A 19,571-nucleotide genomic window follows, 5' to 3' on the forward strand; every position below is an offset into this window, starting at 1 on the left:
GGTCTCCGGGTTACAGGATGCAGGACAGACCATAGGTCAGACCGAAGGCGACCACTGAAATGAGGGTCTCCAACACGGTCCAGGTCTTGAAGGTCTGGATCACCGTCATATTGAAGTATTCCTTGATCAGCCAGAAGCCGCCGTCGTTCACGTGGGAAAAGATCACCGAGCCCGCGCCCGTGGCCAGTACCAGCAATTCGGGGTGTGGATAACCCAGGCCCATGGCGACTGGGGCAACCACGCCAGACGCGGTGGTCATGGCCACCGTCGCCGAACCGGTGGCAATACGCATCAACGCAGCAAACAGCCACCCCATCACCAGCGGCGACAGGTGAAAGGCGTGGGCCAAACCGAGAATTTCGTGGGTAACGCCCGCGTCGACCAGGATGCGATTCAAACCACCGCCCGCGCCCACCAGCAAGGTGATACTCGCGGTCGGTGCCAGGCACTCATTGGTGAACTTGAGGATCGACTCGCGATTGAAGCCCTGTGCAATGCCCAAGGTCCAGAAGCTCACCAAGGTCGCCACCAACAACGCGATCACCGAGTTGCCGATAAACAGCAGGAATTGATTGAAGCCGGTGCCCGGTGTAGAAATCACATTGGCCCAACCGCCGATCATCATCAGCACCACCGGCAGCAAAATAGTGCCCATGGTCAGCGTGAAGCTCGGCAGGCGGGTGCGCGGTTCGCGGTCGATGAACTGGCGTTCCAGTGGGTTTTCGGCCGGCAAGTGAATGCGCGGCACGATGAATTTGGCGTAGACAGGACCGGCGATGATGGCGGTGGGAATGCCGATCAAAATCGCATACAGCACGGTCTGCCCCACTGACGCGTTGTACGCCAGCACCGCCATCATCGCCGCCGGGTGCGGTGGCACCAACGCGTGCACCACCGACAGGCCGGCGACCATCGGCAAGCCGACCATCAGGATCGACACGCCCACGCGCCGCGCCACGGTAAAGGCGATCGGCACCAGCAACACAAAACCGACCTCGAAAAACAGCGGTAACCCCACCAGGAAGGCAATGCACACCATGGCCCAATGGGCGTTGCGCTCGCCAAAACGGCTGATCAGCGTGCGCGCCACCTGTTCGGCGCCACCGGACTCGGCCATCATCTTGCCCAGCATGGTGCCCAGCGCGACAACCAGGGCGATATGCCCCAGGGTCTTGCCGACGCCCGCCTCGTAGGAGCCCATGATGGTGTCGGCCGGCATGCCGGCCATCAGCGCCAGGCCAATCGACACCAGGGTGATGACGATGAACGGGTTGAGCCGGTAACGTGCAATCAGCACGATCAATGCAATGATGGCAATGGCAGCGTATGCCAATAGCCCGAAGCCCGGTGATGCGGCCATGCGGTACTCCTCGGAAAGGGTCACGTCGATTTGTGGGTGAAACTCATAAATCATTACCGAGGAGCATTTTCAATTTTCATGAAAGTAATTTTCGCCTACGGATAAGCGCTGTCGCTTTGGGATATGCCAGGCGACCGTTCATGAAAATCCGGAGGGTGTTCTTACATGAAGTTTTTTGCGTGCCGAAACTCAATGGCCGGGGCCGAGTCTCAGATTGCGGCGCCCTCACCGCCCAGTACTCACGACCAGGAAAAACAGACAATGAATCGCAAAGCCCTGCTAGTTCCTTTTGCCGCCAGCGCCCTGCTGCTCGCGCTGTGCGGCAACGCCTCGGCCGCCGATAACCCGGCGCTGAAAAAATGCATGGACGGCGCCAACACCACCGCGGACATGGTCGGCTGCAACACCAAGGAGGCCAAGGTGCAGGATGACCGCTTGAACAAAGCCTACAAGACCGCGCTGGCCGCCCAGGAAGGCGATCGCAAACAGAAGCTGCAAGACGTGCAGCGCCTGTGGATCAAATACCGCGACGCCAATTGCGGCTTCGCCGGCAGCGCCACCGGCGGCACCATCGACCAGGTCAATGGCACCGGCTGTGTGCTCGAAATGACCCAGACCCGCGCCCAGGAACTCGAAGACCTGGTAGGGCCATAACCCCCAACTGTAGGAGCCGGCTTGCCGGCTCCTACAGGTTAATCGTGGTGGACCTTGGCGCGCTTGAGCAGCTTCTTGCACCGCTCGGACAGGTGCAGCACCCGCAGGTGCTTGCCGGCCTTGGTGTAGCGTTCGCGCAGGGTCATCAGCGCAGCAATCGCTGAATAGTCGACAAAGCTCAGGTGACGGCAATCCAGCGTCACCTGGGCCGGGTCGTTGGCCGGGTCGAAGCGGTTCAAAAACGGCGTGGTCGAGGCGAAGAACAACGTGCCGTGCACGCGGTACAACTTGCTGCCATCGGCTTCCAAGTGCTCATCGGCATACAGCTCCCGCGCCTGTTGCCAGGCAAAGTTCAGCGCCGCAATCACGATCCCGCACAGCACTGCCGTGGCCAGGTCGGTGAACACCGTGATCACGGTCACCGCCAGAATCACCAGCACGTCGTTGAGCGGCACCTTGTTGATCACCCGCAAGGACGCCCAGGCGAACGTTTGCTGGGACACCACAAACATCACCCCCACCAGCGCCGCCAGCGGAATCCGTTCGATGAACGGCGACAGAAACAGGATGAACAACAGGATCATCACCCCGGCGAACACCCCGGAGAAACGCCCGCGCCCACCGGAGCTGAGGTTGATCACGGTTTGCCCGATCATCGCGCAACCGCCCATGCCGCCAAACACACCCGAGACCATATTCGCCGCGCCCAAGGCCACGCTTTCGCGGTCGGGGTAGCCACGGGTCTCGGTGATTTCGTCAGTGAGGTTGAGGGTGAGCAGGGTTTCCAGCAGGCCGACCATGGCCATCAGGAACGCGTAGGGCGCGATGATGGCGAGGGTTTCCAGGGTCCAGGGAACCTGCGGCAGCGCGAAGGTCGGCAGGCCACCGGCGATGTGGGCCATGTCGCCCAGGGTGCGCGTGGGCAAACCGAGCAGGTACACCGCCAGGCCTACGCCGAGGATCGCCACCAAGGCCGGCGGCACGGCGCGGGTGATACGTGGCAGCAGGTACACGATGGCCATGGTCACCAGCACCAAACCGATCATCACGTACAGCGGCGTGCCGTTGAGCCAGTGCTCACCGCTCTTGAAGTGCTCCAGTTGCGCCAACGCGATGATGATCGCCAGGCCGTTGACGAAGCCCAGCATCACCGGGTGCGGCACCATGCGCACCAGCTTGCCCAGGCGCAGCAGGCCGAAGGCGATCATGATCAACCCGCCGAGCAACACCGTGGCCAGCAGATATTCCACACCGTGCTGCACCACCAGCGCGACGATCACCACCGCCATCGACCCGGCTGCGCCCGAGACCATGCCCGGCCGGCCACCGAACAGCGCCGTGAGGGTGCAGATGATAAACGCGCCGTAGAGCCCCATCAGCGGGTTGAGATGAGCCACCAGGGCAAAGGCGATGCATTCGGGCAGCAGCGCGAACGACGTGGTGAGGCCGGCCAGGGCATCGGCGCGCAGACGGGAGAGGGTCATGAGGTACCAGGGTAATGCGGGGATAAGGCGGGGGATGGTACGGAATTGAAGGGGTTGCGGCTAGCCTCGAAAACCGCGCCGCCTCCTTCGCGAGCAAGCCCGCTCCCACACTGACTGCATTTCAAAGCTGAAACTCGGTCAATTGTGGGAGCGGGCTTGCTCGCGAAGGCAGCACCGCGGTGCTAAGCGAACGTCACACCATCTCGTGGCGAATCCACTCCACCACCGACGTACGCTTCGGCGCCCAGCCCAGCAGCTCGCGCGCATGCTTGCCGCGCACGCGGCTGTTGGAGCCCAGGCCATAGTTGGCCATTTCATAGCCCCACTCGGCTTCGGCGTCGGCCAATGGCCAATCCTGCGGTTCACCCAGGTTCAGGGCTTGAGCAATGGCGGTGGTCATGTCGATAAACGACGCTTCGCTGCTTTCCACAAAGTAGAACGTGCCCGGCACATTCTTGGTCAGCGCCAGCAGGTACAAGGCCACCACGTCTTCAATGTGCACGTTGGACCAGATGTTCTGCCCAGTGCCCACATGGCGTACCACGCCGCTCTTGCGGGCTTGCTTGAGCAAGCGCGGCAATTGCACGCTGTCACGTTTCACGCCCAGGCTGTGGCCGTAGATCAAGGTGTTGCAGATCACTGCCGAGTTCACACCTTCTTGGGCAGCGGCCAGGATCAGGTTGTCGATGGCCACGCGAGCGGCTTTATCCACCGTCGGCTCGGGCAAGTTGTCTTCGAAGTAGATAACGTCGCTGGATTTACCGCCAGACGCGTCACCGACGATGCTCGAACCGCTGGTGTGCAAGAAGGGTTTGTTCGAACCTTTCAGCGCAGCTAGCAAGGTTTCAACGGCGGCGCGGTGGTCGCTGCTGGCGGCGTTGATCACGGCGTCGGCCTTCTGCGCCTGTTCGGTCAATACCGGAGCGTCATCAAGCGTGCCGATGATCGGTTTGATGCCCAGGGCGGTCATTTCTGCCGCTTGTTCGGCACTGCGCACCAGGCCGGTGACGCTGTGGCCGGCCTTGACCAGGCCGGTGGCGATGGAACCACCGATAAAACCTGCGGCACCGGTTACGAATACGTTCATGGAGTGTTCTCCTGACTGGGTAAGTGATGGGTGTAGGAGTTGTCGAGCGCAAGCGAGGCTGCGATGGGTGTAGGAGTTGTCGAGCGCAAGCGAGGCTGCGATGGGTGCGACTCGATGTATGCCCAGATGATGAAGGGACGACGGCTGTCGAATAAGCCCGTCCCGCCCAATTCACTCTTGCGCGAAGATCACGAATCAGCAGGCATACCGCGCCAGCTTGGCCTGGATAAAGTCCAGGAAACACTGGATACGCAACGCCAACTGCGAGTTGCGGTAGAACACCGCGTGGATCGGCTGGCGATACCCGCTGTTGAAGTTCTCCAGCACCGGCACCAGGCGCCCGGCCTCGATGTCGTCGATGGTCATGAAGTTCGACAGGCAACAAATGCCCTGACCCTCCAAGGCCAAATGCCGCACGGTTTCACCACTGGACGCGGCCACACTGGGCTGGATCAGCCAGCGGTCGCCCTCCACATGACGCAGCGGCCAGTGGTTGAGGGTTTCGGTCTGGGTGAAGCCGAGCAAGGTGTGCTCCGCCAATTCGGCGACCGTCTGCGGGGTGCCGTGCCGCTTGAGGTAGTCGGGGCTGGCGAGGATATGCAGCGGCGTGCAACCGAGGGAGCGCGCGTGCAGGGTGGAGTCGGCCAGCACACCGATGCGAATGGCGATGTCGGTGCTCTGTTCCAGCAGGTCTATGATCAAGTCATCGCTGTTGAGCTCCAGCTGAATGTCCGGGTACAGGCTGCGAAATTCGGCGATGTACGGCACGATCCCATGCAGCATGAACGGCACGGCGGCGTTGATCCGCAGCCGCCCGGCCGGTTTTTTCTGGCGCGACGACAGGCGCTCTTCCAGCTCATCCATCTGCGCCAGGATCACCTTGGCCTGCTCGAAGAAGTACTTGCCCTCCTCGGTCAGGTCCATGCGCCGCGTGGTGCGGTTGATCAGCGTGGTGTCGAGCTTGGCTTCCAGGCGCGACAAGGTGCGGCTGACCGCCGACGGCGTCTGCCCGACCTGCTCCGCCGCCGCGGAAATCGAGCCGCACTCAATCACGCTGACAAAGATCTGTAGCTCATCGGATCGGGCTTTCACGGGCAGTCCTCTTTTTCGGTTGCTGGCAGCTTACACCGAGAAATTGAACACCTGCGCCAGATGCCGCTCGTAGCGCGCCACGTCAGCCTCGATCGCCGGGCGCTTCATCACGTCCACACAGAGGAAAGTCGGCAGGCCGGTCATGCCAAGGAACTCATTGGCTTTGTGGAACGGGAAGTACACCGCGTCCACGCCCTTGGCTTCGAAGAAGTCGGTAGGGTCGTCGAAGGCTTGCTGCGGCGCGTTCCAGGTCAGCGACAGCATGTACTGCTTGCCCTGGATCAGCCCGCCGCTGCCGTACTTCTGCGACGAGTCAGAGCGCGTGCGGCCGTCGCTGGCGTAGAGGCTGCCGTGGCCTTCAGTGAAGACTTCGTCGATGTACTTCTTGACGATCCACGGCGCGCCCATCCACCAGCCGGGCATCTGGTAGATGATCACGTCGGCCCAAAGGTATTTGGCGACTTCTTCGGCCACGTCGTAGCCTGCGTCGATGTGGGTGACCTTGACGTCGATGCCGGCACGGTCCAATACCGCCACGGCGGCGTCATGCAGGGTGGTGTTATAGCGGCCGTCGGAGTGCGCAAATTGCTTGCCGCCGTTGAGCAGGAGGACTTTTTTCATGGGGGATTCCAAAGGGTTAGAAATGTCTGCCGGCAGGCTATCGACATTGCCCCCTCGGAATAAGCAGCGGCGCGGCAAAATACATTTGATCAAAATGCACGAATAAGGCGTTGATCTTTAACCGCTGATCAGCAGATGGGCGCCCAACAATGCCATGCCGACGAAAAACACGCGCTTGAACAACACCGCGCTGATGCGCTGGCGTACCGCCTGGCCCAGCCACATGCCCAGCAGCGCCGGCACCAGCGCCAGCAGCGACGCATTGATCTCGCCGCCTCCCAGCGAACCGCGCCAGGCTAGGCCGGCGGCGAGCGCCAGGGTCGACACGGTGAACGACAGCCCCAGCGCCTGCACCAGTTGATCACGGTTCAAGCCCAAGGCCTGCAGGTACGGCACCGCAGGAATCACAAACACGCCGGTGGCCGAGGTGATGATGCCGGTGATCACCCCGCACACCGGGCCCAGCCAGCGCTCGGCCTCAGGCTTGACCTTGAAAGTGGGCAGGAACAGCCCGCTCAGCGCATACACCAGCAACGCGCCGCCCAACGCATGCACCACCCAGCCACCGCCATCCATGCCCAGCCACAGCGTACCGAGCCCGGTACCGAGGAAAATCAGCAGCAGCATCGGCCACAGGCGTTTGAGCAACGCACTCAAATGACCGCCAAATGCCAGTTGCCACAGGTTGGTGACCGTCGACGGAATGATCAGCAGCGCCGCAGCCTGCGCCGGCAGCATAGCCAGGCCGAGCAAGCCCATGGCCACGGTGGGCAGGCCAAGGCCGATCACGCCCTTGACGGTACCGGCCAGCAGGAAAGTGCCGATCACCAACAGCGTCAGGGCGAGGCCGATGTCTTGGTAGAACGCTAGGAAGGTATTCATGGAGGGATTGTGGGGGATTTCGGCCTGATCGGAAATTCGCCATATACTGAGGCAGCCTCTTGTTTTGCGTGAGGCTGAGGCCGCCTTCGCGAGCAAGCCCGCTCCCACATTTGGAATGCATTTCAAAATGTGGGAGCGGGCTTGCTCGCGAAGGGGCCAGTCCTGTCAACCGAGAAACCCAGCCATGCACTTTGACCTGATCGACCTGCGCCTCTACCTGCACATCCTCGACACCGGCAACATCACCGCCGGCGCAGCCCGCAGCCATCTGTCCCTGGCCGCCGCCAGCGCACGCATCCGCGCGATGGAAGACTCACTGGGCATCGAGTTTCTGGAGCGCAACCGCCGCGGTGTCACGCCCACCCCCGCAGGCAAAGCCCTGGCCCGTCACGCTCGCCTGTTGCTGCAACAAGCCGAACACCTGCAACAGGACCTGGCGGAATACGCCAATGGCATCAAAGGCCAGGTGCGCTTGCTGTGCAACACCACGGCCCTTAGCGAATACCTGCCGGAACTGCTCGCCGACTTTTTGCGCCAGCACCCCAACCTCGATATCGACCTGCAGGAGCTGCCGAGCCTGCGCATCACCCAGGCCCTGCGCCAGGGCACGGCGGACCTGGGGATCATTTCCGACGCGGTAGACACCCACGGCCTGCAAACCCTGCCCTTTCGCGACGACCCACTGGTGCTGATCACGCCGCTGGATCATCCGTTCACCGGTGGAAGTTTTATCGACAGCCTGCAACACGACTTCGTCGGCCTGGCCGCCAACAGCGCATTGACCGTGTACCTGGAAGAACAGGCGCTGCACGCAGGGTTCCGCCTGCAAACGCGCATCCGCGCCGAGGGGTTTGAGGGGGTGATGCGCATGGTCGCAGGCGGTGCCGGCCTGGGGATTGTCCCCCAGGCGGCACTGGAGCGCTGGCCACTGGCGCCGCGTTTCAACACCCAGCCTTTGCAGGAAGACTGGGCCTGCCGGAAATTGCTGCTCGCGGCGCGCGCGTTCGAACAGCTGCCCGGTTACGCCAAGGCCTTGTTCGACGCCTTGGCCCTGCCCTTGCGGAAGAACCCGTAATACACCGCCGACAGGATCAGCAGGAAGGGCACGCCAAACACCAGGGTCATCTTGAACGCGTCAGTGAAGTAGGTGGTGATCATCACCGCGCCCATCAGCACCAGGCCCAGCAGCGTGCTGTAGGGAAACAGGCGCAGCTGGAACGACAGCGTCGGCCCGCCATGGCGCTTGCGGTAACGGCGGAAGAAGAAGTGGGTGAGGAAGATCATGAACCAGGTGAAGATCGCGCCAAACATGGAAATGGCCATCATCAGCGTGAATGAGCTTTCCGGATACACCACGTTGAGCAACGTCGCCAGGGCAATCCCCGAGCTGGACAGCAACAGCGCGTTCAGCGGGATGCCGCTCTTGCTCAAGGCGCCCATGGCCTTGGGCGCAAACCCAGCGCGAGACAAGCTGAACATCATGCGCGTGGTGATGTAGAGCTGGCTGTTCATGGCCGATAACGCCGCGATCAGGATCACGAAATTCATCACCCCGGTGGCGCCGGGAATGCCGATGGTCTGCATCACCGTGACGAACGGGCTCTGGGTCTGCCCGGCCTGGTTCCACGGCACGATGGCGAGCATCAACGCCAGGGTCAGCAGGTAAAACACCACCAGGCGCACGATGGTGGCGCGGAAGGCCTTCTTCACCGCCTGCTCCGGGTCGGCGGCTTCACCGGCGGCCACGGCGATCATCTCCACGCTCAGGTAGCTGAAGATCGACACAATCACCGCGATCCACATGCCACTCAGGCCATGGGGGAAAAAGCCGTCGTGGGCCGTGTAGTTCTGCACGCCGTACTCCGGGTTGCCCGAGCCGAACACCACGTAGACGGCGAGGATGATGAAGCCGACGATGGCGCTGATCTTGATCGTGGAAAACCAGTATTCGAAATTGCCGAAGGTCTTCACGCTGATTGCATTGAGCAGGATCAGCACGCTGGAAAACGACACGATCCACACCCATTCCGGCACATTGGCGAACCAGTACTTCATGTACATCGCCACCGCCGTGACCTCGGCGCCCACGGCCAGCACAATCGCCGCCCAATAGGCGTAACGCACCAGGAACCCGGCCAGCGGGCTGATGTAGAACTCGGCGTAGGCACCAAACGAGCCCGAGGTGGAATGGGCCACCGTCATCTCCGCCAGACAACCCATCAACAGCAAGGTGATCAACGCACCGATGGCGTAGCTCACCAGTACGCTGGGCCCGGCGTAACCAATGGCATAGGCGCTGCCCATGAACAGCCCGGTGCCGATGGCGCCACCGATGGCGATCATGCTCATCTGGCCGGAAGTGAGCTGGCGCCTCAGGCCCAGTTCGCGGTGGGTGATCTCTGCAAAGCCGTTGTCTGGCGTGGTCACGTGGTGTGCCCCTTTATTATTGTGATTGCACTGTTTTAGGCGGTTGTCACAGATCCACTGTGGGAGCTGGCTTTGTGTGGGAGCGGGCTCCACATTTTGATCTGCGTTGTGTCAGGTGACGCTGTTGCGCACTTTGAATTGCGGCTGGTCCCAGGTGCGGTTGTCGAGGATCTCGCCAAGGATTTCCACGGCGTCGAACACCTCGGTGAAGCTTGTGTACAACGGCGTAAACCCGAACCGCATGATGCGCGGCTCACGGTAATCACCGATCACGCCACGGGCAATCAGCGCCTGGATCACCGCGTAGCCTTCAGGGTGTTCAAAGCTCACGTGACTGCCGCGCTTGACGTGCTCACGCGGGGTGATCAGCACCAGGCCATGGGCAGTGCAACGCGCTTCGACCAATGCGATGAACAGGTCGGTCAATGCCAGGGATTTGCTGCGCAGGCTGGCCATGTCGGTCTGGGCAAAAATCTCCAGGCCGCATTCCACCATGGCCAGCGACGTGATCGGCTGCGTGCCGCACAGGTAACGGGCGATGCCCGCACTCGGCGCGTAGTTGGACTCCATGGCGAACTGGCGGGTATGCCCGAACCAGCCCGACAGCGGCTGGCGCACCACGTCCACCAGGGCCGGGCTGACCCACACGAACGCCTGGGAGCCGGGGCCGCCATTCAGGTATTTGTAGGTGCAGCCAATCGCGTAGTCCGCACCGGCCGTGTGCAAGTCGAGGGGCACCGCGCCCGCCGAATGCGCCAGGTCCCAGATGCTCAGCGCGCCGCACTCGTGGCTCAAGGCCGTGACCGCTTGCATGTCGTACATGTAGCCGGTCTTGTAGTTGACGTGGGTGAGCATCACCACCGCCACATCGTTGTCGATGGCTTCGGGCAGTTCGTCCGGGCTGTTGACCAGCCGCAAGGAATAACCCTGTTGCAGCAACTCGGTGAGGCCTTCGGCGATGTACAGGTCAGTGGGGAAGTTGCTGGCTTCGCTGACAATCACCTTGCGCGCCGGTGTGCGTTGGCGCTGCACCGTGAGGGCGGCACTGAGTACCTTGAACAGGTTGATCGAAGTGGTATCGGTGATCACCACTTCGCCGTCGCGTGCACCGATCAGCGGGGCCAGGCGGTTGCCCAGGCGTTGCGACAAGTCCGCCCAACCGGCGCTGTTCCAGCTGCGGATCAAGCCATCGCCCCATTCCTCGGCGATCACCGCCTGCGCCCGTTCCAGCGCGGCCACCGGGCGGGCGCCGAGGGAGTTGCCGTCGAGGTAGATCACGCCGTCAGGCAGCGCGAACTGACGGCGCAAGGGCGCCAGCGGATCCTGGTCATCCAGGGCTAGGCAGTGGCTTCGAGTGGTCATGGGTTGTCCTGTTTTTATAAGTGAAGATGGACAAAATATTGAACGAAGCTTTACAAAATTTTCGTGCAAAGTAACGGCTAAAAGGCTAATTAAGCTGTAGGAAATTCGAATTTAACCCCTAAACACGCGGATTTATTCTAACCATGATTCTCGACGCCACCGACCTGCGCCTCCTGCATTTCCTGCAACAGGATGGCCGTATCAGCAACCAGGAGCTGGCGGAAAAAGTCGCGCTGTCGCCGTCCGCCTGCCTGCGCCGTTTGCGCCTGCTGGAGAGCGAAGGAATCATCAGCGGCTATCGCGCAGTGCTCAACGCCGAGCAATTGGGCATCGAGCTGGAGGCCATCGTGCACCTGTCGTTGCGCCAGGATGTGGAGGATTGGCACGAGACGTTCATCAAGAAGGTGCAGGGCTGGCCCGAGGTGGCCAGCGCCTACGTGATCACCGGCGCCAGCAACTATGTGCTGCGGGTGCAGGCGAGGAACCTGAAGCACTTTTCGGACTTTATCGTAAACCACCTGAACCGCACGGCGGGGGTGATGGATATCCGTTCAGAGATTGTGCTGCAGAAGATCAAGGATCGGGATGAGGTGCTGGATCTGGTTATCCGCAAATAACCAGCAACACCACAAAAAAACCTACGAAAACTGGAACCTGTGGGAGCTGGCTTGCCGGCGATAGCTATGTAACATTCACCACCGCTATCGCAGGCAAGCCAGCTCCCACATTTTGAAGCGTGTTCGCTGTTTAGTTTTCGAGGGCGCGCACGCGCTGCATGCGTTTTTGCTCGACCGGTGCCGCCGAAGCCTGCAACTCGAAGTCAAAGTCGATCTGCGCAAACCGCCCTTCCACACCAAACTCCCGCGCCAGTTGCTGATCGTCACTGAAGCGGATTTCAGCAATCAATTCTTCCCGCGTCGCATAGGCAAAATCATCATGCAGGTACGGGTCATCCGACAGGTTGATCTGCGTGGTCAGGTGCCGATGCCCGGGCGCCGAGATGAAGAAGTGAATATGCGCCGGCCGCTGCCCATGACGCCCCAGTTGATCGAGCAACTGCTGGGTCGGGCCGGTCGGTGGGCAGCCGTAGCCTGACGGCACGATGCTGCGAAAACGGTAGTTGCCCTGGGCATCGGTTTCGATGCGCCGACGCAGGTTGAATTCCGACTGCGTCGGGTCGAACCAGGAGTAAGTGCCACCCGTGTTGGCCTGCCACACATCCACAATGGCCCCGGCCAATGGCTTGCCATGCGTGTCGCGTACTTGCCCGCGCATGAACAGCGGCACGGCCGCGTCAGTGCCGTCGTCCAGGCGTGCCTCGTATGTCGACAAAGGCGCCCCAGCCACATACAACGGGCCTTCGATGGTACGCGGTGTGCCGCCGGATTTACCGGCTTCTTCGTCGGCGGCGTCCATCAGCAAATCCAGGTAATGCTCCAGGCCCAGGCCGGCCGCAAGCAAACCGGCTTCCTGATGCTTGCCCAGTTCGTTGAGGTAGTTGACCGCCTTCCAGAACTCTTCCGGGGTCACTTCCAGGTCTTCGATGATGTTCACGGTATCGCGCAGGATCCGGTAGATCAGCGCCTTGGTACGCGGGTTGCCAGCGTCGTTGAGGTTGCCGCTGGCTTCTTCGAGAAACTGTTGGGCATGGGCAGTCTGGGACAGTCGGATGGACATGGTGCATTCCTCATCTTGTAGTTATTCGTGTGGAAAACGGCCTAGCGGTCGTCCTCATGGATCGACGAAGGGTGACGACACAGGGCGTTCACTTCGATGGCCATGTAGGGGAACAGCGGCAGCTGCATCAGCAGATCGTGCAAGTCCTGCACGCTGTCGACATCGAACACGCTGTAGTTGGCGTAGTGCCCGGCGATGCGCCACAGGTGGCGCCATTTGCCTTCTTGTTGCAGGCGCTGGGCCAAGGCTTTTTCTTCGGCCTTGAGGCCAGCAGCGCGCTCGGGACTCATGTCGAGGGGCAGGTTCACGGTCATTTTTACGTGGAACAACATGGCAGGCGCCTCTTAGTGTTTGTCACGACGGAAGAACGCCAGGCGCTCTTCATCGATGGCCAGGCCCAGGCCCGGGGCGGTGGAAACATGCAGCTGGAAATCGCGGTAAACCGGTGGTTCGACGAGGATGTCTTCGGTGAGCAGCAGCGGGCCGAACAGCTCGGTGTCCCACGCCAGTTTGTTCAGCGTGAGGAAGGCGTGGGCCGAGGCCAGCGTGCCGATACCGCCTTCGAGCATGGTGCCGCCGTACAGGCCAATGCCCGCCGCTTCAGCAATCGCCGCGGTGCGCAACACGGCGCGGGGCCCGCCGTTCTTGGCAATCTTGAGGGCGAACACCGAGGCCGCACCTTCGCGGGCCAGGTTGAAGGCATCCTCGACACACTCAATGGACTCATCGGCCATGATCGGCGCCGGGCTCGACAGGTTGAGCCGGGCCATGCCGCTGCGGTTATTGCGCGAGATCGGCTGTTCGATCAGGTCAATGCCGTTATCGCCGAGCACCTTGCACGCGCGCAACGCAACGGCTTCATCCCAGGCCTGGTTGACGTCGACCCGCACGCTGGCGCGATCACCCAGGGCTTTTTTGATGGCAATGACGTGAGCCAGGTCGTGGGCGACTTCACCGGCACCGATCTTCAATTTGAAAATGCGGTGACGGCGCAGGTCGAGCATCTTTTCGGCTTCGGCAATGTCCTTGTCCGTGTGGCCGCTGGCCAGAGTCCAGGCCACCGGCAAGGCATCACGCACGCGACCGCCGAGCAGTTCGCTGACCGGCAAGTTCAGCCGTTTGCCCAAGGCATCGAGCAAGGCGCTTTCGATCCCGGACTTGGCAAAGGTGTTGCCACGGATGCTGCGCTCCAGACGCAACATGGCCGCGTTGATATTGCTGGCGTCCTGACCGATCAGCAGCGGGGCGAAGTGGCGGTCGATGTTGATCTTGATGCTGTCAGGGCTTTCGTCGCCGTAGCTCAGGCCGCCGATGGTGGTGGCTTCGCCGATACCTTCAATGCCGTCGGCGCAACGCAGACGGATGATCACCAGCGTCTGGTTTTGCATCGTGTGCATCGCCAGCTTGTGCGGGCGAATAGTGGGAAGGTCGACGATGATCGTCTCGATCGACTCGATGGCGCAAATCGGCATGGCTATACCCGTTGGGTTCTTTTTAGGTTTGAGCCGATTCTGTGCCGTATCTTTAAAGGCTTCCAATATAGAATGGGTCTCGAGCAATACCCTCAAGGTATGAAAGGAGCCATCATGGAGCTGCGTCATCTGCGCTATTTCCAGGTGCTGGGTGAAACCCTCAACTTCACCCGCGCCGCCGAACGCCTGCACATTGCCCAGCCGCCGTTGAGCCGGCAGATCCAGCAATTGGAGGACGAATTGGGGGTGATCCTGCTGGAACGCGGCCGACCGCTGCGGCTGACCGAAGCCGGACGGTTTTTCTACGAACATGCCAATGTGCTGCTCGAACAATTGAGCAAGGTCTGCGACAACACACGGCGCATTGGCCAGGGCGAGAAGACCTGGCTGGGCATCGGCTTTGCCCCGTCGACCCTGTACGGCGTGCTGCCGGAACTGATCCGTCGCCTGCGCCCCCATGAGGCGTTGGAGCTGGAGTTGGGGCTGTCGGAAATGACCACCTTGCAACAGGTCGAAGCGCTCAAGGCTGGAAGGATTGATGTGGGGTTCGGGCGCATTCGCATCGACGACCCGGCCATCGTCCAGCGCGTGCTGGTGGAAGATCGACTGGTGGCCGTGCTGCCCGCCGGCCACCCGTTGCTGGAGGCGCCGGCCACCCTCGCCCAATTGGCCGCCGAACCGATTGTGCTCTACCCCGGCAACCCTCGACCCAGTTATGCCGACCACGTGATCGCGCTGTTCGACGCCCACGGTTTGAGCCTCAAGGTGGCGCAGTGGACCAACGAATTGCAGACCGCCATCGGGCTGGTGGGCGCGGGAATGGGCGTGACGCTGGTGCCGGCGTCGGTGCAGGTGCTGCACCGTGCAGACATCGGCTACACGCCGATTGTGGAGGCCACGGCGACCTCGCCGATCATTCTCAGCCGACGGGTGAATGACCAGTCGCCGGGGCTCAATCATTGCCTGCAACTGGTGGAAGAATTGATCTGATTCCTCCCAAACACCACATCTCCACTGTGGGAGCGGGCTTGCTCGCGAATGCGGTCTGCCAGTCGCCGGATGTATTGGCTGACACACTGCTTTCGCGAGCAAGCCCGCTCCCACATTTGGATCCTCATTGAGGTCAGCTACTGCGCAGGCGTTTGCGCTGCAGGGTTTGGCTGGGGGATTCATCGAACAGCTTGCGGTACTCCGCAGAGAACCGCCCCAGGTGCGTAAACCCCCACCCCAAGGCAATTTCGGAGATGGTGCGCGTGGAGCCTTGTTCGAGGATCTCCTCACGCACCGCGCCCAACCGATGCTTCTTGAGGTACGCCATGGGCGACAGCGCGAAGTACTTGCGAAACGCATCGAACAGCTTGAAGCGCGTCACCCCGGAGACAGCTTCCAGGTCTTCCAGACACACCGCCTCACGAGCGTTGTCGTGCAGGTACTGGCGCGCCCGAATCAGGTAGTGCGGCAGTTTCACACCGAGTACGTCGCGCAGTTCTTCGGAGTAGTTGTTCGGCTGCGCCAGGATCAGCCCCTTGATCAATGAGCTTTCCAGGTCTCGGGTAAACGCCGCCTGTTCATATAACTCGCTGCTGCGCTCCAGCTCTGCAATGAAGTAACGCGCCATGCGCCACCACGACGCCGATGCGCCGTCCACCGCATCCATCACCGACTCGAACCGCAGCGGTGATTCGATCGGCCGTTGCAACAAACCTTCCAGCGTTTCGCTCATCGCCGCGCGGGTGATCACCACCTGCAACTTGCGACAGTCGCCAGAGATCGCCAGCACCTGGTGTTCGTTGGGCGAGAGGATCACGCCTTGGTCGCGGTTGGAACTCAGGCGCTCACCGTTCTTGCTCAGTTCCTGCTCACCCACCAGCGGCAGGCTCAGGCTGTAGCTGCTGAAGTGTTCGGCGTCTTCGATGTCGATGGTCACGTCGGTGCCGTACTCGATCACGCCCAGGGTGGTGGCGCGGGACTTGAACACGTTGGCACTGTGGTGAAAACGCAGGCGCTCAGGCGTGGACGTCGCCAGCCTGTGCGGCCCACAGATGCCGGACATCCAGCTGCAGGCGCCTTCCAGGTCAAAGCGTTGAATATGGATTTCGCGTGTATGGCTACTCATCAAGGTGCACCCACGGCGGTTAGGCTTTTTGCGCGCTCTGGCGGCGCGTCGTTATTGTTCGACAGCAAGTTATGCGCCACACGCGCCCCATGGCCACTGAGTGGATAGGAACAGTCGACTATGTGGATAAGTCGCCGGTTTGCGCGCCCCTTGCCCTGCAAGACAGTAGCGCATCCCGTCACCGCCCTGCACCGGGTTGGGTATTTGCTGCCCAATTTTGCGGCCCAACTTTCCGGCGCAGGTTCGCCCATTTAGCGGATAGCCCGCGCGCTGCCCCGCCCCCTCTAATGAGCCACCGATTAGCCCTGATCAAAAAAGGTGCCTCCCATGAGTGGTGCAAGAAGCGTCGAGCAGTGGAAAACGTTTATCGAAGGCTGCCTGGATTTTCGCCCGGTGGATGAAGTGTTCCGCATCGCCCGGGACATGTTCACCGAGCCGGAATTGTTCGACCTGGAGATGGAACTGATCTTCGAAAAGAACTGGATCTACGCCTGCCATGAAAGCGAACTGGCCAACCCCCACGACTTCGTGACAATGCGCGCCGGGCGCCAGCCGATGATCATCACCCGCGATGGCGAAGGCCGGCTCAATGCGCTGATCAACGCCTGCCAGCATCGGGGTACCACCCTGACGCGGGTCGGCAAGGGCAACCAATCGACCTTCACCTGCCCCTTCCACGCCTGGTGCTACAAGAGCGACGGCCGGTTGGTGAAGGTCAAGGCGCCGGGGGAGTACCCAGAGGGCTTCGACAAAGCCACACGCGGCCTGAAAAAGGCACGCATCGACAGCTACAAGGGCTTTGTCTTCATCAGCCTGGACGTGAATGGCAGCGACAGCCTGGAAGACTTCCTCGGTGATGCCAAAGTGTTCTTCGACATGATGGTCGCGCAGTCTGCCACCGGCGAACTGGAAGTACTGCCGGGCAAGTCCGCCTACACCTACGACGGTAACTGGAAGCTGCAAAACGAGAACGGCCTGGACGGTTATCACGTCAGCACCGTGCACTACAACTACGTGGCCACGGTGCAGCATCGCCAGCAGGTCAACACCGAAAACGGCACCGGCTCGGGCAGCACCCTGGACTACAGCAAGCTCGGCGCCGGTGACGCAAACACTGACGACGGCTGGTTCGCCTTCAACAACGGCCACAGCCTGTTGTTCAGCGACATGCCCAACCCGAGCGTGCGCTCCGGCTACGCCACCATCATGCCGCGCCTGGTGGAAGAACACGGCCAGCAGAAGGCCGAGTGGATGATGCACCGCCTGCGCAACCTGAACATCTATCCGAGCCTGTTCTTCCTTGATCAGATCAGTTCGCAACTGCGCATCATCCGCCCGGTGGCATGGAACAAGACCGAGATCATCAGCCAGTGCCTGGGGGTGAAGAACGAATCCGACGCCGACCGTGAAAACCGTATCCGCCAGTTCGAGGACTTCTTCAACGTCTCGGGCATGGGCACGCCGGATGACCTGGTGGAGTTCCGCGAAGCCCAGCGCGGTTTCCAGGGGCGCCTGGAGCGCTGGAGCGATATCTCGCGTGGCAGTCATCGCTGGGAAACCGGGCCGACACCCAACAGCGAAGCCATCGGCATTCAACCGGCCATGACCGGCACCGAATTCACCCATGAAGGCCTGTATGTGAACCAGCACCGCAACTGGCAGCAATTCCTGCTCGATGGCCTGGACAAGCAAGCGCTGACCCTGCGGGAGGTGGAGTGATGAATGCCCCATTGCAGTACCGGATCGAGCAGTTCTTCTACCGCAAGGCCGAGCTGTGCGATGCCCAGGATTGGGACGCCTATGTGCAGCTGTTCGACCCGCAGAGTGAATTCCACCTGCCGCAGTGGGACTCGGAGCACGTCTACACCCGCGACCCCAAGTGTGAGATGTCGTTGATCTATTACGCCAACCGCTCCGGCCTGGAAGACCGTGTGTTCCGACTGCGCACCGGCAAAGCCGCGTCGGCCACGCCGATGCCGCGCACCTTGCACCTGATCAACAACGTGCGCATTGCCGAGCAGGGGGATGGAACGCTGGAGGTGAAATTGAACTGGCACACGCTGTTCTATCGCCTGGCCACCTCGGAGCAGTTCTACGGGCATGCCACGTACCGCCTCAAGCCCCACGGCGACAGTTGGTTAATCACCCGCAAGCATGCGCTGCTGCTCAACGACACCATCAACTCGGTGCTCGATTTCTATCACCTCTGACAACGGACTGTAGAGAGCGGGCTTGCCCCGCGCGGCGGTGTGTCAGATACGGCTTGTGTGTCTGATTGACCGCGGCGCGGGGCAAGCCCGCTCACTACAAGTTCTGTGAGCCAATAAGATGAATCACAAAGTGGCGTTCAGTTTTGCCGATGGCAAGACGCTGTTTTTCCCGGTGGCCGCTAATGAAATCCTGCTGGATGCGGCGCTGCGCAATGGCATCAAGATCCCGCTGGATTGCCGCGAGGGCGTGTGCGGCACCTGCCAGGGGCGCTGCGAGAGCGGCGATTACACTCAGGATTATGTCGACGAAGAAGCCCTGTCCAGCCTCGACCTGCAACAGCGCAAGATGCTCAGTTGCCAGACGCGGGTGAAGTCTGACGCGACGTTCTATTTCGACTTCGACTCAAGCCTGTGCAATGCGCCGGGGCCGGTGCAGGTACGGGGCAGCGTGAGCGCGGTGGAGCAGGTGTCGGCCAGCACGGCGATCCTGCAGGTGCAGTTGGAACAGGCCCTGGATTTTCTGCCCGGCCAATATGCGCGCCTGTCGGTGCCAGGCACGAACAGCTGGCGGTCATACTCCTTCGCCAACCTGCCGGGTAATCAGCTGCAGTTCCTGGTGCGCCTGCTGCCCGACGGGGTGATGAGCAACTACCTGCGCGAACGCTGCCAGGTGGGCGATGAGCTGGTGATGGAAGCCCCGCTGGGCGCGTTTTACCTGCGCCACGTGACCAAGCCGCTGGTGCTGGTGGCCGGCGGCACCGGGCTGTCGGCCTTGCTGGGCATGCTCGACGACCTGGCCGTCAACGGCTGCGACCACCCCGTTCATCTGTATTACGGCGTGCGCGGGGCCGAAGACTTGTGCGAAGCGCCGCGCATCCAGGCCTATGCTTCGAAAATTCCGGGCTTTCGCTACACCGAAGTGCTCAGCGCGCCCGCCGAAGACTGGCCCGGCAAGCGCGGCTACCTCACCGAGCATTTCGACTTGGCCGAATGGCGGGACAGTTCGGCGGATATGTACCTGTGCGGCCCCCCTCCAATGGTCGAATCCGTCCAACAATGGCTGGCGGATCAGGCACTTGATGGCGTTCAGCTGTATTACGAAAAGTTTACGCAGAGTAATATCTGAC

The 19,571-nt window shown here is 61.4% G+C and carries 19 protein-coding genes; 7 read left to right on the forward strand and 12 right to left on the reverse strand.

Features of this window, described 5'->3' with window-relative positions; translation table 11 throughout:
• Positions 1-10: 10 nt before the first annotated feature.
• Positions 11-1,360 carry a gluconate:H+ symporter gene (locus M2394_RS23680; protein WP_256732910.1) on the reverse strand — a complete coding sequence of 450 codons (1,350 nt, stop codon included), beginning with the start codon at positions 1,358-1,360 and terminating at the stop codon, positions 11-13.
• A gap of 261 nt (positions 1,361-1,621) precedes the next feature.
• Between M2394_RS23680 and M2394_RS23685 the strand changes: the two genes are divergently transcribed.
• On the forward strand, positions 1,622-2,014 hold the full coding sequence (locus tag M2394_RS23685; RefSeq protein ID WP_259174760.1) for a lysozyme inhibitor LprI family protein: 393 nt from the start codon (positions 1,622-1,624) through the stop codon (positions 2,012-2,014).
• Positions 2,015-2,052: 38 nt separating this feature from the next.
• Here the strand turns inward: M2394_RS23685 and M2394_RS23690 are convergent, their stop codons facing one another.
• The 5 genes from M2394_RS23690 to M2394_RS23710 form a co-directional block, all read right to left on the reverse strand.
• Positions 2,053-3,498 (reverse strand): SulP family inorganic anion transporter, encoded by a 1,446-nt coding sequence (locus tag M2394_RS23690; protein ID WP_178923599.1) that lies wholly within the window; start codon positions 3,496-3,498, stop codon positions 2,053-2,055.
• A gap of 193 nt (positions 3,499-3,691) precedes the next feature.
• On the reverse strand, positions 3,692-4,585 hold the full coding sequence (locus M2394_RS23695) for an NAD-dependent epimerase/dehydratase family protein (protein WP_259174761.1): 894 nt from the start codon (positions 4,583-4,585) through the stop codon (positions 3,692-3,694).
• A gap of 195 nt (positions 4,586-4,780) precedes the next feature.
• Entirely contained in the window at positions 4,781-5,677 is an 897-nt protein-coding gene (locus M2394_RS23700) for a LysR family transcriptional regulator (protein ID WP_178923595.1), read from the reverse strand.
• A gap of 30 nt (positions 5,678-5,707) precedes the next feature.
• Positions 5,708-6,298, reverse strand: a complete 591-nt coding sequence (locus M2394_RS23705) for an NAD(P)H-dependent oxidoreductase (protein ID WP_178923593.1) — start codon at positions 6,296-6,298, stop codon at positions 5,708-5,710.
• Positions 6,299-6,415: 117 nt separating this feature from the next.
• A complete protein-coding gene (locus tag M2394_RS23710) occupies positions 6,416-7,180 on the reverse strand; it encodes a sulfite exporter TauE/SafE family protein (RefSeq protein ID WP_259174762.1) in 765 nt (254 codons plus the stop codon).
• Between the two features lie 184 nt (positions 7,181-7,364).
• Here M2394_RS23710 and M2394_RS23715 point away from each other — a divergent pair, with 184 nt between their 5' ends.
• Positions 7,365-8,255, forward strand: a complete 891-nt coding sequence (locus M2394_RS23715) for a LysR substrate-binding domain-containing protein (protein WP_259174763.1) — start codon at positions 7,365-7,367, stop codon at positions 8,253-8,255.
• Here the strand turns inward: M2394_RS23715 and M2394_RS23720 are convergent.
• Both M2394_RS23720 and kynU read right to left on the reverse strand, forming a co-directional pair.
• Positions 8,201-9,607, reverse strand: a complete 1,407-nt coding sequence (locus M2394_RS23720; RefSeq protein ID WP_259174764.1) for an amino acid permease — start codon at positions 9,605-9,607, stop codon at positions 8,201-8,203. The two genes, M2394_RS23715 and M2394_RS23720, sit on opposite strands and share 55 nt — an antisense overlap.
• Before the next feature lie 111 nt (positions 9,608-9,718).
• Complete coding sequence (gene kynU / locus M2394_RS23725) at positions 9,719-10,969, reverse strand: kynureninase (protein WP_259174765.1); 1,251 nt, start codon at positions 10,967-10,969, stop codon at positions 9,719-9,721.
• A 143-nt stretch (positions 10,970-11,112) separates the two neighbouring features.
• On the opposite strand from kynU, the gene M2394_RS23730 reads away from it, so the two are divergent.
• Complete coding sequence (locus M2394_RS23730; protein WP_016974903.1) at positions 11,113-11,586, forward strand: Lrp/AsnC family transcriptional regulator; 474 nt, start codon at positions 11,113-11,115, stop codon at positions 11,584-11,586.
• A 130-nt stretch (positions 11,587-11,716) separates the two neighbouring features.
• Here M2394_RS23730 and catA read toward each other — a convergent pair whose 3' ends face one another.
• The 3 genes from catA to M2394_RS23745 are packed head-to-tail and all read right to left on the reverse strand — an operon-like array spanning position 11,717 to position 14,118.
• Positions 11,717-12,646 carry a catechol 1,2-dioxygenase gene (catA, locus tag M2394_RS23735; RefSeq protein WP_259174766.1) on the reverse strand — a complete coding sequence of 310 codons (930 nt, stop codon included), beginning with the start codon at positions 12,644-12,646 and terminating at the stop codon, positions 11,717-11,719.
• A gap of 41 nt (positions 12,647-12,687) precedes the next feature.
• A complete protein-coding gene (gene catC, locus M2394_RS23740; RefSeq protein WP_178923581.1) occupies positions 12,688-12,978 on the reverse strand; it encodes a muconolactone Delta-isomerase in 291 nt (96 codons plus the stop codon).
• A gap of 12 nt (positions 12,979-12,990) precedes the next feature.
• Complete coding sequence (locus M2394_RS23745; RefSeq protein WP_178923579.1) at positions 12,991-14,118, reverse strand: muconate/chloromuconate family cycloisomerase; 1,128 nt, start codon at positions 14,116-14,118, stop codon at positions 12,991-12,993.
• Positions 14,119-14,232: 114 nt separating this feature from the next.
• Between M2394_RS23745 and M2394_RS23750 the strand changes: the two genes are divergently transcribed.
• Entirely contained in the window at positions 14,233-15,108 is an 876-nt protein-coding gene (locus M2394_RS23750) for a LysR family transcriptional regulator (RefSeq protein WP_259174771.1), read from the forward strand.
• A 133-nt stretch (positions 15,109-15,241) separates the two neighbouring features.
• Here M2394_RS23750 and M2394_RS23755 read toward each other — a convergent pair whose 3' ends face one another.
• The gene (locus M2394_RS23755) at positions 15,242-16,234 is read right to left on the reverse strand and encodes a helix-turn-helix domain-containing protein (protein ID WP_259174772.1); all 993 of its coding nucleotides are present in this window, start codon (positions 16,232-16,234) and stop codon (positions 15,242-15,244) included.
• A gap of 327 nt (positions 16,235-16,561) precedes the next feature.
• Here M2394_RS23755 and antA point away from each other — a divergent pair, with 327 nt between their 5' ends.
• The 3 genes from antA to antC all read left to right on the forward strand — a co-directional run bounded on the left by antA (position 16,562) and on the right by antC (position 19,570).
• Positions 16,562-17,953, forward strand: coding sequence for an anthranilate 1,2-dioxygenase large subunit (gene antA / locus M2394_RS23760; protein ID WP_178923573.1), 1,392 nt, complete (start codon positions 16,562-16,564; stop codon positions 17,951-17,953).
• Positions 17,953-18,444, forward strand: coding sequence for an anthranilate 1,2-dioxygenase small subunit (antB, locus tag M2394_RS23765; RefSeq protein WP_259174773.1), 492 nt, complete (start codon positions 17,953-17,955; stop codon positions 18,442-18,444). Before antA ends, antB begins: the two co-directional genes overlap by 1 nt.
• A gap of 118 nt (positions 18,445-18,562) precedes the next feature.
• Complete coding sequence (gene antC, locus M2394_RS23770; protein ID WP_259174774.1) at positions 18,563-19,570, forward strand: anthranilate 1,2-dioxygenase electron transfer component AntC; 1,008 nt, start codon at positions 18,563-18,565, stop codon at positions 19,568-19,570.
• Position 19,571: the final 1 nt, after the last annotated feature.

Origin of the sequence: Pseudomonas sp. BIGb0164, assembly GCF_024810135.1 — a bacterium.
Classification (GTDB): domain Bacteria; phylum Pseudomonadota; class Gammaproteobacteria; order Pseudomonadales; family Pseudomonadaceae; genus Aquipseudomonas.